Annotated in this window: 10 protein-coding genes; 8 read left to right on the top strand and 2 right to left on the bottom strand. The window is 62.0% G+C overall.

From position 1 onward, the window contains the following. Both Q0K62_RS04940 and Q0K62_RS04935 read left to right on the top strand, forming a co-directional pair. The coding region (locus tag Q0K62_RS04940; protein WP_297316871.1) for a hypothetical protein at nucleotides 1-278 on the top strand (278 nt) is incomplete at its 5' end. A gap of 130 nt (nucleotides 279-408) precedes the next feature. Continuing rightward, entirely contained in the window at nucleotides 409-1,062 is a 654-nt protein-coding gene (locus Q0K62_RS04935) for a sugar O-acetyltransferase (protein WP_297316870.1), read from the top strand. Nucleotides 1,063-1,143: 81 nt separating this feature from the next. Here Q0K62_RS04935 and Q0K62_RS04930 read toward each other — a convergent pair whose 3' ends face one another. After that, nucleotides 1,144-1,761: a TetR/AcrR family transcriptional regulator gene (locus Q0K62_RS04930; RefSeq protein ID WP_297316869.1), complete on the bottom strand. Its 618-nt coding sequence runs from the start codon at nucleotides 1,759-1,761 to the stop codon at nucleotides 1,144-1,146. Nucleotides 1,762-2,055: 294 nt separating this feature from the next. On the opposite strand from Q0K62_RS04930, the gene Q0K62_RS04925 reads away from it, so the two are divergent. The 6 genes from Q0K62_RS04925 (at nucleotide 2,056) to ileS (ending at nucleotide 14,576) form a co-directional block, all read left to right on the top strand. Next, complete coding sequence (locus tag Q0K62_RS04925) at nucleotides 2,056-3,390, top strand: MFS transporter (protein ID WP_297316874.1); 1,335 nt, start codon at nucleotides 2,056-2,058, stop codon at nucleotides 3,388-3,390. A 97-nt stretch (nucleotides 3,391-3,487) separates the two neighbouring features. Then, a complete protein-coding gene (locus Q0K62_RS04920; RefSeq protein WP_297316868.1) occupies nucleotides 3,488-4,855 on the top strand; it encodes a glycoside hydrolase family 30 protein in 1,368 nt (455 codons plus the stop codon). Nucleotides 4,856-4,868: 13 nt separating this feature from the next. Further along, nucleotides 4,869-6,986: a beta-galactosidase gene (locus Q0K62_RS04915; RefSeq protein WP_297316867.1), complete on the top strand. Its 2,118-nt coding sequence runs from the start codon at nucleotides 4,869-4,871 to the stop codon at nucleotides 6,984-6,986. A 24-nt stretch (nucleotides 6,987-7,010) separates the two neighbouring features. Beyond that, a complete protein-coding gene (locus Q0K62_RS04910; RefSeq protein ID WP_297316866.1) occupies nucleotides 7,011-9,311 on the top strand; it encodes a glycoside hydrolase family 3 N-terminal domain-containing protein in 2,301 nt (766 codons plus the stop codon). Nucleotides 9,312-9,547: 236 nt separating this feature from the next. Beyond that, a complete protein-coding gene (locus tag Q0K62_RS04905; protein WP_297316865.1) occupies nucleotides 9,548-10,822 on the top strand; it encodes a glutamate-cysteine ligase family protein in 1,275 nt (424 codons plus the stop codon). A gap of 412 nt (nucleotides 10,823-11,234) precedes the next feature. Then, nucleotides 11,235-14,576, top strand: coding sequence for a mupirocin-resistant isoleucine--tRNA ligase (gene ileS / locus Q0K62_RS04900; RefSeq protein ID WP_297316864.1), 3,342 nt, complete (start codon nucleotides 11,235-11,237; stop codon nucleotides 14,574-14,576). 109 nt (nucleotides 14,577-14,685) lie between these two features. On the opposite strand, the gene Q0K62_RS04895 is transcribed toward ileS, so the two are convergent. Further along, on the bottom strand, nucleotides 14,686-15,633 hold the full coding sequence (locus Q0K62_RS04895) for an aldo/keto reductase (RefSeq protein ID WP_297316863.1): 948 nt from the start codon (nucleotides 15,631-15,633) through the stop codon (nucleotides 14,686-14,688). Nucleotides 15,634-15,802 lie beyond the last annotated feature (169 nt).

Here is a 15,802-nt window from a genome sequence, read left to right as displayed (position 1 = left end):
TCGGCAAGATCCGCAGGACCTATCCCGAGGCCAACATCGTCTCCATCGACTACGATCCGGGTGCCTCGGAGGCCAACCAGCTCAACAGGATCAAGCTGATGATCGCCGCTGCGAAAAAGCACGGCGACCGGGAAGACCTGAACCCGGACCAGGGGGATGCCGCAGCGGTCGGGGCATCGGAATCGACCGGTCGGGGTATGCAGCAGGAAGGCCTGGAGTCCGATGATTCCGGCCTCGTGCTGGACGATGACCGGAAGAAGGTCCTGGAGAGCCTGTAGCCAAGCCGGGGCCGGCGAGTGTAAATGGCACCCGCCGACCCGGAACCGTTCACCTTCCATCCGGAGGGGTGAATACGGCCCGCCCCACCGTGGGGAGGTCCGTCAGAACCAAGGAGAGAGAGGGGTATCCATGACCAGCCGCGAGGAGATCATGGCACTACTGGACACCGACCAGATCTATATTGCCGATACGCCCGAGATGAAGGAGATCCAGGACGCCCAACAGGATATGGTCTTTGACTTCAATGCCTGCCGTCCCTCCCAGGTGGAGGAGAAGCAGGCCCTCTGCAGGAAGATGTTCGGTTCCTTCGGCGACGGAAGCTGGGTGGAGGGGCCGGTCCGGGCCAATTGGGCCTGCAACACCTACTGGGGGAGCAGGTGCTACGCCAACTTCAACCTGGTTTTGGTGGATGACGGGCGTATCGATATCGGCGACCACACCATGTTCGGACCCAACGTCACCATCGTCACCACAGGCCACGCCATCCGCCCCGATGTGCGCGAGTGCGGTACTCCCCAGTTCACGGTTCCGGTCACCATCGGCAGAAACGTGTGGATCGGGGCCGGGGCCATCATCATGCCGGGTGTTACCATCGGAGACAATACGGTCATCGGGGCCGGATCCCTGGTCAGCAAGGACATTCCCTCCGACGTGGTTGCCTACGGTCACCCCTGCACGGTCGTTCGACCCATTGACGACCACGACTATAAGTACTTCTGGAAGGACCGCAGGTACCAGGCCCCCTATGACGTCCGTCCCTTCAGAATGGGCCAGGAAGGCTGATTCCATGCATTGCATCGGACTGGTGTGATCGGTTTGGCCGGACATCCCCGTCTTGCATCCGTCCGGTCACGGTGATTTCGGTCAGCGGCAGTCATCCCAGGTCGGGGAGGGGAAGAGCAGGTTCCCGAACCGTCTCCACTCCTGGACATAGTCGATCTCCGGCTTGCGCAGCAGACGTATCTGAATGCCGTCCATGACTTCCAGGCTCATCCTAACGTAGTCCCGCATGTCCCTTTCCCACTCCAGGCCGTCGGGGAGTTTCCAAGGAAAGGCGGAATAATGTTCCCATACGCTGTCTGGTCTGCGGATGAAATAGTCATGCAGGGGGTGGTTGGGTGCAATGGCCTCTGTTTGCAGGACCGTATAGAGCCGGGTGAGTTCGGGCCGTCCGGCATTATGCTCAACCAGGTAATCGAAATAGGCCGGAAGACGGGGGTGGGTTGGATCTGATCCGGGTAGTCCCGTCTGGACGAATTCCTCGGGTGTGCCGTTGACATCATAGATATCGGTGACGAGGAGGGAGAGCAGGCCTTCCTTGCTGCCTACATAATGGAGAATGCCGGGCTGTGACATCCCCACCAGGTCGGCTACATCCTTGAGCGAGATGCCGTTATAGCCATGCCGGCTAATGAGGTGAGCTGCGGCCCGGGTAATTTCCGCTCGTCTGGTTTCCGGGGTTTTTCTGGTTCGGCTCGCCATGTCTGTGGTCCTGCAGCTCCTTTTCTTCCTTATGTGCTCGGTCATTTCCGGTTCGATGCTATTCATCCTACATGGGGACGGGCGTACAGAGCCTCGGCAGCATGGCTTGGGGACGATTCCGCCCTCCGGATTTCCTCTGGAGCAGAAAGGGCGAGCTTCTCGACGGTAATTAGATCAGCGACTTGACAAACTTATCGAGTGGTCGTTAGATATAAATATCTAATGCATATTAGATATGTTGCCTACCATGCATTGGATATGTCAGAGAAGACTAGTGTGAAAGAGGTCGACACGATGAGCGACTCGGTAACCCCGGAGTTGGGGAATTCAGAGCGTCTGCAGGCGCACAAGGCAGCCCTGGCCGCAGCCGAAAAGGATCCGCTGCTATCGCCCGAAACAGGTAAGCCGGTACCCAGGAAGACCCTGCTCAGGTTTGGCGCGAGCTTCCTGTTGTTCGGTGTTCTGTGGATGTCGGGGTTGGGAATCGTCAGCATCGTGCTCCTGCCAGAGCATCTGAAGCAGGTACCGGGTGTGGCTCCAGAGGCATTGATGGGCATCGTCAATGCCTGTACCGCCGTGGCCTCGCTGGTTTCCAACCTGCTTTTCGGTAATTTCTCGGATCGCAGCCGTTCCCGGTACGGTCGCAGGACCCCCTGGATCATCGGAGGCGCTCTCCTGGGCGGTGTGACCCTCTTCTTGACGGGTATGACCACAAACCCGATCCTGTTGACCATCGTGTACTGTCTCTGCATGTTCGGTCTGAACTGCATGATCGCCCCCATGGTGGCCATCCTGTCTGACCGTGTGCCCTCGGGCGTGCGTGGAACCCTGTCCGCCTTCTACGGTGCAGGTTCCACCATCGGCTCGCCCATCGGTTCCCTGATCGGTGCATCCATGGTGACCCATATGCTCCCAGGCTTCATCCTCGCCGGCGTGCTCATGTTCCTCGGTGGCATCGTGGCCATACTGATCATGCCCAGGGAAAGTTCCGCCGCCTACCTGCCCAAGGACGAGGGCACCTTCAAGGACGTTCTCAGGTCCTTCCAGCCGCCACGCTTCCATGGAGCTCACGACTTCTACAAGGCCTTTGCCGGCAGGCTCTGCATGCTGTTGAGCTACCAGATGATCTCCGCCTACCAGATGTACATCGTCGAGAAGTACGTGGGGCAGTCGGTGACCCAGGCCGCCGCCACCATCTCCGTCATGTCCATCATCACGATGGTCGTATCCCTCCTGGGTTCCCTGGTCTCAGGGCCCATATCGGACATCATCGGCCGCCGCAAGGTGCCTGTGATCATCGCCTCGGTACTCTTTGCCATCGGCATCGCCATGCCGTGGGTCAGCCCGACGGTCATGGGCATGTACCTCTATGCAGGCATCGCCGGCTTCGGATATGGTGTCTATTCCTCGGTCGATCAAGCTCTGAACGTCGATGTTCTGCCCAGCAAGGATGAGGCGGGCAAGGACCTCGGTATCCTCAACCTGGCCACCACACTTGGCCAGATGACGGGTCCTCTGGTCATGTCCTTCATCACCCTGACCTGGGGTTATGCCGCTGCCTTCCCCACAGCCATCGCCGCTGCTCTGATCGGCTGCGTCTTCATCATGACGATCAAGGGCGTCAAATAAATAAAGAATCAAATGCTTGACCCCGCTCACGATCACAACGTTTTGGTGTGCGAGCGGGGTTGGTACAGACAAGCAATCCACAAAAGGAGCGGAAACCATGACCATGAATACCTCTTCCGATGCAGAACCGGTATGGATCGAGACCACGCGGGATCAGACACTGCAGACCCGGCACCTTGATGTCGGGGTGGCGGCAGCTTCTCAGGACCTGGTGTCAACCGGCAAGGAACTTCAGACCCTGAGAGGGTTCGGAGGATGCTTCAATGAGCTCGGCTGGTTGCCCCTGCAGAAGCTGGGGAGGGAGGACCAGGACCGGATCATCCGGGATCTCTTCAGCCCCGATGAACTGAATCTGGCCTTCAACCGGACCCCGGTCGCGGCCAATGACTTCGCTGCAGGCTGGTACAGCTACGACGAGACCGATGGCGACTACGGTCTGGAAGATTTCAGTGTCGAGCACGATGAACAGACGCTGATTCCCTATATCCGTCGTGCCCAGGAGCTCCAACCGGGCATGGGGCTCTTCGCCAGCCCCTGGAGCCCTCCCACCTGGATGAAGAATCCAAAGGCCTACAACTACGGCCGTATCGTCATGACCCCCGAGAACCTCAAAGCCTATGCCCGTTACCTTCTCAGGTACGTGCAGGAATATGACAGACGGGGCATCCACATCGATCAGCTCCATGTCCAGAACGAGGTCTTCGCCGATCAGAAGTTTCCATCCTGCCTCTGGTCAAGTGAGGACATGCGCATCTTCATCCGTGACTATCTGGGACCGCTCTTCGCCAAGGAGGCTCCCGAGACCTCCATCTTCCTGGGTACCCTCAACGGTCCCGAGGACATGAAGTTCGGTCCCGAGGGCATCACCCTGGAGAACTACAACAGGTATGTTGACAACATCCTGTTCGATGACGAGTGCCGTCGGTACATCTCCGGAATCGGGTACCAGTGGGCAGGCCAGCACGACATCGAGCGCACCCATCAGTCCTGGCCCGAGATCGAGCTGGAGCAGACGGAATCCGAATGCGGCATGGGCAACAACACCTGGGAGTACGCAGAGTACGTCTTCTCCCTGATCAACCGTTACTTCCGTGCCGGAGCCACCTGTTACACCTATTGGAACATGATCCTGGGCGAGGGCATATCGACCTGGGGGTGGAGGCAGAACTCCCTTTTCTCGATTGATACGGCAACCGGCGTGGTCCGGCGTAACCCTGAATACTACGTGATGAGGCACTTTTCCCACTACGTGCGTCCGGGCGCCCGACTCCTTGAAACCCGGGGGCACTTCAGCTCCATGTCACTGGCCTTCAGGAACCCTGACGGTACGATTGTGGTAGTCGCTCAGAACGCCCTGGACCGCCCCATGCCCTTCTCCTTCTCATCAGGAGAGCGTGGTGCAAGCTCCGCGCAGGGGTTCCGGGTGACGCTGGAACCGCGCTCCTTCAACACCTTCCTCCTGTAGATCGGAGATTCCAATGTCTGATAAGACCACACGATCCCGGGATTCGTCGGATCCACATGGGCCTCAAGGCCGTGTTCCGGACAGGACGATCTTCGGGTGCGCCTACTACGACGAGTACATGCCGGAGCAGCGGACGGACCAGGACATGGCCATGATGAAGGCCGCTGGAATCAATACCATCCGCATAGCCGAATCCACCTGGAGCACCTTGGAACCCCAGCCCGGGTTCTTCGACTTCACCCATGTGGACCGCGCCCTGGATGCTGCAGGCAGGGCGGGTATCGATGTCATCGTCGGTACGCCCACGTATGCGGTTCCGGCCTGGTTGGCTGCCATGCATCCCGATGTGTTGGCGGTCACCCCCCAGGGGCCCACCCGGTACGGGGCCCGACAGATCATGGACATCGTCAACCCCTCTTACCGCTACTACGGCGAGCGGGTCATCCGCAAGCTCATCAGCCATGTCGCCCAGAGAAAAGAGGTGATTGGCTACCAGGTCGATAACGAAACCAAGTACTACGACTCGGTTTCGCCCGACATGCAGCGGCTCTTCGTCAAGGATCTGCGGCAGCGGTTCGATGACGATCTCGATCGCCTCAATGCCGCCTACGGCTTGGATTACTGGTCCAACAGGATTGATTCCTGGGAGGACTTCCCCGATGTCACCGGGACCATCAACGGGTCCCTGGGGGCTGCCTTTGACCACTTCCGCCGGACGCAGGTCAGTCGGTACCTGGCCTGGCAGGCCGGCATCGTGCGTGAATACGCTCGCGACGACCAGTTCGTTACCCATAATTTCGATTTTGATTGGAGTCCGGGCTGGTCCTATGGGGTCCAGCCTGCAGTCGATCACTTCGAGGCGGCCCCCTGCCTGGATATCGCCGGAGTGGACATCTATCACCCCACTGAGGATGACCTGACCGGAAAGGAAATCGCCTTCGGTGGGGACATGGCCCGAAGCATCAAGGGCGGGGCCAATTATCTCGTGCTGGAGACCGAAGCCCAGGGGCAGCACGGTTGGTTGCCCTATCCCGGGCAGTTGCGTCTTCAGGCCTATAGCCACCTGGCCTCCGGGGCGGATGGTGTCATGTACTGGCATTGGCATTCCATCCACAACTCATTCGAGACCTACTGGAAGGGTCTGCTCTCTCATGATATGGAGCCCAATCCGACCTATGAGGAGGCCGGTCGGTTCGGCAGGCAGATAGGGCAGAAGGAGGTGGGGGAGCATCTGGTGCACCTCCACAAGCGGAACAAGGTCGCCATCATGGTGGGCAACGATTCCCTGACTGCTCTGAATTGGTTCTCCCTGGAGACGGGTTTCCCCCGTCGGGATGGGGAGATTTCCTACAACGACGTGGTCAGGAGGGTCTATGACGCCCTCTTCGAGCTCAACATCGAGTGCGATTTCGTCAATGACCAGGCTGATGCCGACCTTCTGGGACGCTATGGCATGCTTATCGTCCCTGCCCTGTACAGCACGGATGAGGAAACTCTGAAGTCGCTTGCGTGTTACGTCGAGCGGGGCGGTCATCTGGTGGCAACACTCAGGTCCTTCGTCACCGATGAGAATCTGAAGGTTTGGCACGACAAGGCTCCGCACCTCCTGACGGAGGTATTCGGCATAGACTACAGCCAATTCACCCGTCCGGGCAAGGATCTGAATCTGGACCTGACCATGGCGGATGGCGATCGTCCCGTCAGCCAGGGACTCATAGAGCTCTTGAAGGCACACCCCGGTACCCGGGTCCTGGCGCATTACGACCATCCGGTCTGGGGGCGGTATGCGGCCGTGACCCGTCACGGTTACGGTCGGGGCAGCGCCGAATGGATCGGCACCCTTCCTTCGGCGGAGGGGATGCGGGGTCTTCTCGCTGAGGCGGCTGATGCCGCAGGTGTCACCGGTCCGGCCAGGGACCTGGTTGGTAAGGTCAGTGTGCGGGAAGGTATCAACGCGCTGGGGGAACAGGTTACCTATCTGCTCAACTACAGTGCCGAACCTGTTCGAATCGAATCACCCTTCGAAGGCCGCCTCCTGGTGGCCGATGGGGAGTCGGAACCGGAACGCAGCATTTCAGCCGGGCAGACCCTGAACATCGGTCCTTGGGATCTGGCGATCATCATCAAGTAGTCATCTCATAAGGAAGGTGCCCATATGGTGCAGGAAGCGAACAGGCAGGATATGCCTTACAGGAATGCCGCGCTGGGGGTGGATGAACGGGTGAACGACCTTTTGGGCCGCATGACCCGTGAGGAGAAGGTCGGCCAGATGATGCAGCTGGATGCTCGTCTGGATGTGGATCAGGAAGTGATCGACCAGCACGCCGGTTCCCTCCTGCATGTCTCTCCGGAGAACATGATCAGGGCCAACCGGGCCACCGGTCGTACCAGGCTGGGCATCCCCCTCCTGATCGGTGACGACTGCATCCATGGGCACTCCTTCTTCCGCGGTGCCACGATCTTCCCCGAACAACTCGGCATGGCTGCCTCCTTCGATCCCGACCTAGTAGAGAGGATGGGACGGGCCACGGCACGGGAGGTGGCCACGACCGGTGTCCACTGGACCTTCTCGCCGGTTCTTTGCATCGCCCGTGACACCAGGTGGGGTCGGGTCGACGAGACCTTCGGCGAGGACCCCTACCTGATCGGCGAGATGGCTTCGGCCCTGGTCCGGGGGTATCAGGGCGGCTCGGCCCTGTCCGGCTCTCTGGCCAAGGACTCGGTCCTGGCCACGGCCAAGCACTTCGCCGGGTACTCCGAGACCCAGGGAGGGCGTGATGCCTCCGAGGCCGACCTCTCCCACCGCAAGCTCCTTTCATGGTTCCTGCCGCCCTTCGAGCGCCTGGCCAAGGAGGGGGTGGCCACCTTCATGCTGGGTTACCAGTCCATTGACGGCACACCAGTGACCATCAACGACTGGCTTCTCAACGATGTTCTGCGGGGGAGCTGGGGCTACCAGGGCACCCTGATCACCGACTGGGACAACGTGGGGCGCATGGTCTGGGAGCAGAAGGTCCAGCCCGACTACACCCACGCCGCCGCAGCCGCCGTCAGGGCCGGCAACGACCTGGTCATGACCACCCCCGGCTTCTACCAGGGGGCCCTGGACGCCCTGGACCAGGGGATGCTCCGCGAGAAGGACCTGGACCGGGCCGTTCGTCATATCCTGGCCCTGAAGTTCCGTCTGGGACTCTTCGAGGACCCGCGCCTGCCTGATCCCCAGGCCCAGAAGGTGGTCATCAATTCCCCCGGGCACCAGCAGCTCAACCTGGATGTGGCCGAGGAATCCATGGTCCTTCTGCGAAACAAGGGTGCCCTGCCGCTCTTCGGCGGCCTGGATGACCAGGGCCATTGCGCGGACGGAAAGTCGCACTCCATCGCCCTGGTCGGTCCCCTGATCGACGATGCCCAGAACCAGTTGGGGGATTGGGCCGGCGGGTCCGGTCAGTGTGACTGGATTCAGGACCAGCCCAGGGAGATGATCTCCACCGTGGCCGACGGCCTCCGCCAGGAACTGCCCGACGATTGGACCCTGACCTGCACTTCCGGCATCGACATCGCCCGCCTGGTGGATGACCCCGACGGGGCTCTCTACCCGGATGGGCAGCCCCGGCCCAAGGTGGCGGCCCCGGCCCTTGTCGACCAGGCCCGGTTCAACCAGGCCATCGAGGCGGCCAAGGCCAGCGACCTGATCGTGGCCGTGGTCGGTGATGTGGTCCAACTGGTGGGGGAGGGTCGCTCGACCGCCACCCTGGACCTGTATGGTCCCCAGGCCCGGTTCCTGGATGCCCTGGCCGAGACCGGCAAGCCCATGGTCATCGTCCTCATGTCGTCCAAGCCCCTGATCCTGCCACCCTCCGCCGAGGCGGCCAAGGCCCTGATCTGGGTTCCCAGCCCCGGTATGCAGGGCGGGCGTGCCCTGGCCCGGATCCTCACCGGGCAGGTCGAACCCACCGGTCGTCTGCCCATCACCTTCCCCCGCCATGCCGGCCAGTTGCCTGTCTACTACAACCAGATTCGGGGCCAGCACGGCAACCGGTATGCCGACCTGACCCAGGACCCGGCCTTCGCCTTCGGCGAGGGTCAGGGCTACACCACCTTTGCATACGGGCAGCCCAGGCTCACGGGTCCGGCCGAGGTGGGTCCGGAGGACACGGTCGAGGTGGAGGTCGACCTGACCAATACCGGTCGGCGGGCCGGAACGGAAATCGTCCAGGTCTACATCAGCGACCTGGTCACCTCGGTCAGTTGGGCGGACCGGGAACTCAAGGCCTTCCGGAGGGTCCACCTGGAGGCCGGTGAAACCACCCGGGTCCACTTCGGGATTCCCGTGTCGGACTGCACCCTGGTTGACGCCCAGGGCGACCGGAAGGTTGAGCCGGGAGAATTCGAGGTGCTGATCGGTCACTCCTCACGCAGAAACGACCTGCAGAAGGTGGCCTTCACCGTTCGGTAAGGAAGGGGCGCCGGACGTCCTCGGATGACTCGGCAGGCATTCTCCTCATGCCTCGATCGGTCCTGGTGGGTCCCATGGGGTTCCCGGCAGGACCGGTCTGGTTTTGCCCTTCAAGTCGGTGAGGGGGATACCTTCGGCCAAGGCCAGTCACGATAGTGCAATGTGGTTAACGGGGAGGGTATCGGATTATGGTGTGTTGGTTTCCGTCGGGGGAGTCCGCCTCCTACCATGACAGCATGAGGAAAAGCAGAGGTGTCGGGTATGCGCACCTGTTGACGGTTCCGAACCCCAAGCATGTAGCCAGCCTGGTCCGGTACTTCGAGCATGGGGCCAAGTCGGCCGCCGACCAGGGGTTCGGCGTCGAGATCGAGCACCTTCCGGTACGCAACGACGGAACCGATGCCCCGGTTCCCTACGAGGGTGAGACCGGCATAGCGGCCCTGCTCAAGGAGTTGGAACCGCTCTATGACGGTGACAAGGAGTACCGGGAAGATGGTTTCCTGGTTGGGCTGAGCCGGCCGGGGTGCGTGGTCTCCCTGGAGCCCGGCAGCCAGGTGGAATGCTCCTTGGGGGTTCTGAGGGACCGGAATGAATTCGAGTCCCTCTACCGAGGCTTCCGCAGCCAGGTGGACCCGATCGCCGAACGGCTGGGTTTCCGCCTGGTCGAGTACGGATATCGGCCTGCCGGTTCCTTCCGTGACGTGCATGTCAATCCCAAGGAACGCTACGATGTCATGAACACCTACCTGGGCCGTATCGGCCAGTGCGGGCCCATGATGATGCGGAGCACCGCCTCGACCCAGGTCAGCATCGACTACCGGGATGAGCGGGACGCGGTCGCCAAGATCAGGTTGGGCACCGCCATCGGTCCCATCCTGGCCTACTTCTTCCGCAACACCCCGATCTTCGAGGACCAGGTCAACACCCTGCCGTTGCGTCGGCAGCGCATCTGGGATTGGCTGGACGTCCAGCGCACCGGGCTCATCCCCGGACTCTACGAGGAGGGGTTCGGCTGGGAGGACTATGCGGTCGACCTCCTTTCCACCCCGCTCATGGTGGCCGATGTCTCCCAGACACCTGAGGTCCGGGACCGGCATGAGAAGCCCTTCTTCATCTGCTGGCACGAAAATGCGGCCGAGATCTACCCCGACCGCCCCCTGAACGAGCATGAAGTGGCCCATATCCTGACCACGCACTTCAACGATGTGCGGCTGAAGAACTACATCGAGCTGCGACACTGGGACTCCCTGCCCCAGGAGCGTGCGGGACGGCTCTTGGAGATCATCGGCCACGACTTCTATGACCCGGGCCAGCTGGCCCGCCTGGAATCCCTCTTCTCCGGCCTGACCGAGGAGGAGGTCCTCCTGGCCAAGGCCGACCTTCAGGTACACGGTGCCCAGGCTCGGCCCTATGGTCGTTCGCTCGATTCCTGGCGCGAAATCCTGGGTGCCGCCGACACCCTGGGCACCGTCCCCGGGGATTTCGCCAACCCCGATTGCTTCCAGAAGTAGCGCCTCTTGCTTCCAAGGGGCAGAGCTGTTCTGCGGAAGGTCTTCCAGGTCGTTGCCGTGGTCTTTCATTGCAGCCTGCCGACAGGGCGGGTCATCCTGGTCAAGGCTTTTTGGTGTGTCCCGTCTTGCGGATGTCCGGTCCCAGGATACGAAAGCCAGTCAATGATTTCATGAGGGTGGTATAATCTGTTGACCAATGGGCCTTGATCCGTCATCAGCGGGGAGCCTTCGGAAGAACAGAACCAGCCCCGGGCTGGTTCCCAGTAGACCCGACGGGTGGGCCCGCACAGCCCTGATGAAGCGGTCCGGCAGGGTGTCTTGGCCGGGCAAGCGAGGTGGTACCGCGGTGGACCTGATTGGGTCCCATCGTCCTCGGCGTGGTTACAGGAACAACCAGCGAGGAGCGTGAACGGTGAGCCAATCCACTGAACCAGACAAGCAGGACGGCAATGTCTATCCCAAGGCCGTGGTGGACCAGGGTCTTTCCCAGGTGACCCCCAATCCCTCATTCCCCCACATGGAGGAGTCGGTACTGGAGTATTGGGACCGGGATGACACGTTCAACAAGTCCGTGGAGCGCAGGCCCTCGGGTGACCATGCCGACAACGAGTTCGTCTTCTTCGACGGTCCCCCCTTCGCCAATGGCCTGCCCCACTATGGTCACCTCCTGACCGGGTACGTCAAGGATGTGATTCCGCGCTACCAGACCATGAAGGGCCACAAGGTCAACCGTGTGTTCGGCTGGGACACCCATGGCCTGCCCGCCGAGCTGGAGGCCCAAAGGGAGCTGGGCATCGACAGCGTGGACCAGATCGAGCAGATGGGCATCGAGAAGTTCAACGACGCCTGCCGTTCCTCCGTCCTCAAGTACACCGACGAGTGGAAGGATTACGTCCACCGCCAGGCCCGCTGGGTCGACTTCGACCACGGCTACAAGACCCTGGACGTGCCCTACATGGAGTCCGTCATGTGGGCCTTCAAGACCCTTTATGACAAGGGACTGGCATACCAGGGAAACCGGGTGCTGCCGTACTGCTGGAAGGATCAGACCCCACTGTCCAACCATGAGCTGCGCATGGATGCCGACGTCTACCAGGACCGGCAGGACACCACGGTCTCCGTGGCCGTCCGGCTCAGGGACGAGGAGGATGCCTACGCGGTCTTCTGGACCACCACCCCCTGGACCGTCCCCACCAACCTGGCCATCGTGGTCGGTGCCGACATCGAGTACTCCGAGGTCAGCCCGGTCAGCGGCGACTATGCCGGGAAGAAGTTCTACCTGGCCACGGCCCGTCTGGGTGACTATGCCAAGCAGCTGGGGGAGGATTACCAGGTGGTCCGGACCCTCAAGGGCTCCGAGATGGAGGGTTGGCGTTACTGGCCGGTCTTCCCCTATTACGCGGACGATAAGGCCCTGGCCGAGGGCGGGACGCCCGGCCCCAATGCCTACACCATCTACACGGCCGACTACGTGGACACCGTCGAGGGAACCGGACTGGTCCACCAGGCCCCCTACGGCGAGGATGATATGAACACCCTCAACGCCAAGGGGATCAGGACCGTGGACCCCCTGGACGCCGGTGCCGTCTTCACCGGCGAGTGCCCGGACTACGAGGGGATGCAGGCCTTCGATGCCAACCTGCCCATCATCCGTAACCTGCGCGCCGGCGATGGCCCCCTGGGCCGGATTCCCGCCGAGCACCGGGCCATCCTCTTCCAGGAGAAGAGCTACGTCCACTCCTACCCCCACTGCTGGCGTTGCGGCACCCCGCTGATCTACAAGCCGGTCTCCAGTTGGTTCGTCTCCGTCACCAGGATCAAGGACCGCCTCCTGGAACTCAACCAGGAGATCAACTGGATTCCCGAGAACGTCAAGGACGGCCAGTTCGGCAAGTGGCTGGCCAACGCCCGTGACTGGTCCATCTCCCGCAACCGGTTCTGGGGGTCCCCCATCCCGGTCTGGGTATCGGATGACCCCAGGTATCCCAGGGTGGATGTCTACGGCTCCCTGGACGAGCTCAAGCGGGACTTCGGCCGCTACCCGACCGACGACAAGGGCCAGGTCAACATGCACCGGCCCTGGATCGACCAGCTGACCAGGCCCAACCCCGACGACCCCACAGGCAAGTCGACCATGCACAGGATCTCGGACGTGCTGGACTGCTGGTTCGAGTCGGGCTCCATGCCCTTCGCGCAGTTCCACTACCCCTTCGAGAACAAGCAGTACTTCGAGGACAGGGACCCCTGCGACTTCGTGGTGGAGTACATCGGCCAGACCCGTGGCTGGTTCTACACCATGCACATCATGTCAACGGCCCTCTTCGATCGACCGGCCTTCAAGAACGTGATCTGCCACGGCATCGTCCTGGGCTCGGACGGCCAGAAGATGAGCAAGCACCTGCGCAACTATCCGGACGTGAACGGGGTCTTCGACAAGTATGGTTCCGATGCCATGCGATGGTTCCTGATGAGCTCCTCCATCCTGCGTGGGGGGAACCTGGTCGTGACGGCCGACGGGATTCGTGACACGGTCCGCCAGGTCATGCTGCCGGTCTGGAGCTCCTACTACTTCTATACCCTCTACGCCAACGCGGCCAATGGGGGAGCAGGGTATGAGGCGCACCGGCTGACGGCCGACCGGGTCGGGAACCTGCCCGAGATGGACCGCTTCCTCCTGGCCCGACTGCGCCGTCTGGTCCTGTCGGTCGAGAAGGCCCTGAACGACTTCGCCATCTCGGATGCCTGCGATGCGGTCACCGACTTCATCGATGTGCTGACCAACTGGTACATCCGCAACAACCGCGACCGGTTCTGGAGTGAGGACCACCAGGCCTTCGACACCCTCTACACGGTCCTGGAGGTCTTCTCGCGCGTCCTGGCACCCCTGGCCCCCATGGAGGCCGAGGAGGTCTGGCGTGGTCTGACCGGAGGGGAGTCGGTCCATCTGGCCGACTGGCCCTTCCTGGTCGACGAGGCCACTGGCGAGGAGACCGAGCTGGGTCGGGCAGTCAAGGACGATACGGCCCTGGTCGCCGCCATGGAGAAGGTCCGCGAGGTGGTCTCCGCCACCCTCTCCCTGCGCAAGTCCGAGCAGATCCGGGTTCGTCAGCCCCTTTCCAGGCTGACCGTGATCGACCGCGACCCCGATGCCGCCCGCCCCTATGTGGGCATCCTCAAGGCCGAGCTCAACATCAAGGATGTGGGGTTCTGCACTCTGGATCAGGCCCAGGAGCGTGGCCTGCGCATCATCCATGACCTGAAGGTCAATGCCAGGGCCGCCGGGCCCAGGCTGGGCAAGCAGGTCCAGTTCGTCATCAAGGCCTCCAAGGCCGGAGCCTGGCGGGAGGAGGATGGCCGGGTGGTGGTCCAGACCCCCGCTGGTGACGTGGCCCTGGAGCCCACCGAGTATCAGCTTGACAACAGGATCGAACAGGAGGACGGGGCGCAGGCGGACCAGTCGGCTTCAGCCGCGCTGCCCACCGGCGGATTCGTCATCCTGGACACCCGACTCACCGATGACCTCATGGCCGAGGGATACGCCAGGGACCTGATCCGGCAGGTTCAGGACGCCCGCAAGGCCGCCGACCTGGACATAGCCGACCGGATCAGCCTGACCCTGACCCTGCCTGCGGCGGATGCCCCCAAGGCCGAGCAGTTCCGGAACCTGATCAGTCAGGAGACCCTGGCCACCAGCCTGGAGGTCAAGGCCGCTGACGGACTGACCGAGCCCCAGGTGGATCTGGCCAAGGCCTGATTGCAGGACACGGAAAAGGGCTTCCATCCGGACCGGGATGGAAGCCCTTTTGTATTTTCGGGCCACCACAGTCAAACCATCTTCGCGGCGGTGACCTCAGACCTCAGACTCAGGCGCCGACCTTGTCGCTGATCTCGTTGAGGGTTTGGATCTCCTTGTCGCTCAGTTCCAGCTTGGCCGCGGCCAGGAGGGCCGGCAGCTGCTCTGGTGTCCGGGCGGAGGCGATTGGGGCCGCAACCTGAGGGCGGTGGTTCAGCCAGGCCAGGGCCACGGTGGCCAACTCCACGCCGTGGGCCTTGGCGATGCCGTCCATGGCCGAGACCACGTCCAGACCCTCCTGGGTGAAGAAGTCCTTGACCATCCCCTCGCGCTGTTTGCCTTTCAGATCGTCCAGGGTGCGGTACTTGCCGGTCAGGAAACCTGAGGCCAGGGAGAAGTAGGGGAATACGGCCAGGTCCTCATCCCGGGCCACCTCCATGAGGCCACCCTCGTAGGCCTTGCGGTAGACCAGGTTGTACTGGGGTTCCAGGGCCACTGGGAGGGTCAGGTCGTTCTGGCGGGCGATTCTGAACCACTCGCGGATTCGGTCGGGGGAGTAGTTGGACAGGCCGATGGCCCGGGCCTTGCCCTCCTTGACCAGTTTGTCGAAGGCTGCAGCGGTCTCCTCCAGGGGGGTCTTCTGATCATCGAAGTGGGCGTAGTAGAGGTCGATCACATCCACGCCAAGGCGGAGCATGGAGGCATCGGCGGCGGCTTCGACGTTCCGGGCCGACAGCCCGGGGTATTGGGGATGCTGGCTGGCCTTGGTGGCCACCAATACCTTGTCGCGCTTGCCGCTTCTGGCCAGCCAGCGCCCCAGGATAATCTCCGATTCGCCGCCGGAGTGGCCCGGTGCCCAGGCCGAGTAGACGTCGGCGGTGTCAATCAGGTTGCCGCCGGCCTCGACGTAGGCCTCCAGGACCTTGTCGCTGGTCTGCTCGTCACTGGTCCAGCCGAAGGTGTTGCCTCCCAGGACCAGGGGGAAGATCTCCGTATTGGTATTGCGAAGCAGTGTCATGAATCGTCCTTTCAGAAGTGGTGAATTCGTCCACGGTTCCGGCGCGGGCTGATAAGGCCGAGTGTATTCCCCCTGGTTCGGCTTCCACGGTATTTCCGCGCTCCGGTGCAATCATGGCCATGTTCGGTTTCATGTATGGTGGTCATGACGACTGTCGGAGGCGGCTGGT

Origin of the sequence: uncultured Bifidobacterium sp., from assembly GCF_945269915.1 — a bacterium.
GTDB classification, from domain to species: domain Bacteria; phylum Actinomycetota; class Actinomycetes; order Actinomycetales; family Bifidobacteriaceae; genus Bombiscardovia; species Bombiscardovia indica.
Note: the sequence above shows the minus strand (reverse complement) of the source record. Positions and strands in the feature narration are given on the sequence as shown.

Bases quoted from the DNA above. Each gene is read 5' to 3' on its own strand.
- Q0K62_RS04895 (WP_297316863.1), bottom strand. From the start codon at position 15,633: ATGACACTGCTTCGCAATACCAATACGGAGATCTTCCCCCTGGTCCTG.
- Q0K62_RS04920 (WP_297316868.1), top strand. From the start codon at position 3,488: ATGACCATGAATACCTCTTCCGATGCAGAACCGGTATGGATCGAGACC.
- Q0K62_RS04925 (WP_297316874.1), top strand. From the start codon at position 2,056: ATGAGCGACTCGGTAACCCCGGAGTTGGGGAATTCAGAGCGTCTGCAG.
- Q0K62_RS04910 (WP_297316866.1), top strand. From the start codon at position 7,011: ATGGTGCAGGAAGCGAACAGGCAGGATATGCCTTACAGGAATGCCGCG.
- Q0K62_RS04915 (WP_297316867.1), top strand. From the start codon at position 4,869: ATGTCTGATAAGACCACACGATCCCGGGATTCGTCGGATCCACATGGG.
- Q0K62_RS04930 (WP_297316869.1), bottom strand. From the start codon at position 1,761: ATGGCGAGCCGAACCAGAAAAACCCCGGAAACCAGACGAGCGGAAATT.
- Q0K62_RS04935 (WP_297316870.1), top strand. From the start codon at position 409: ATGACCAGCCGCGAGGAGATCATGGCACTACTGGACACCGACCAGATC.
- Q0K62_RS04905 (WP_297316865.1), top strand. From the start codon at position 9,548: ATGAGGAAAAGCAGAGGTGTCGGGTATGCGCACCTGTTGACGGTTCCG.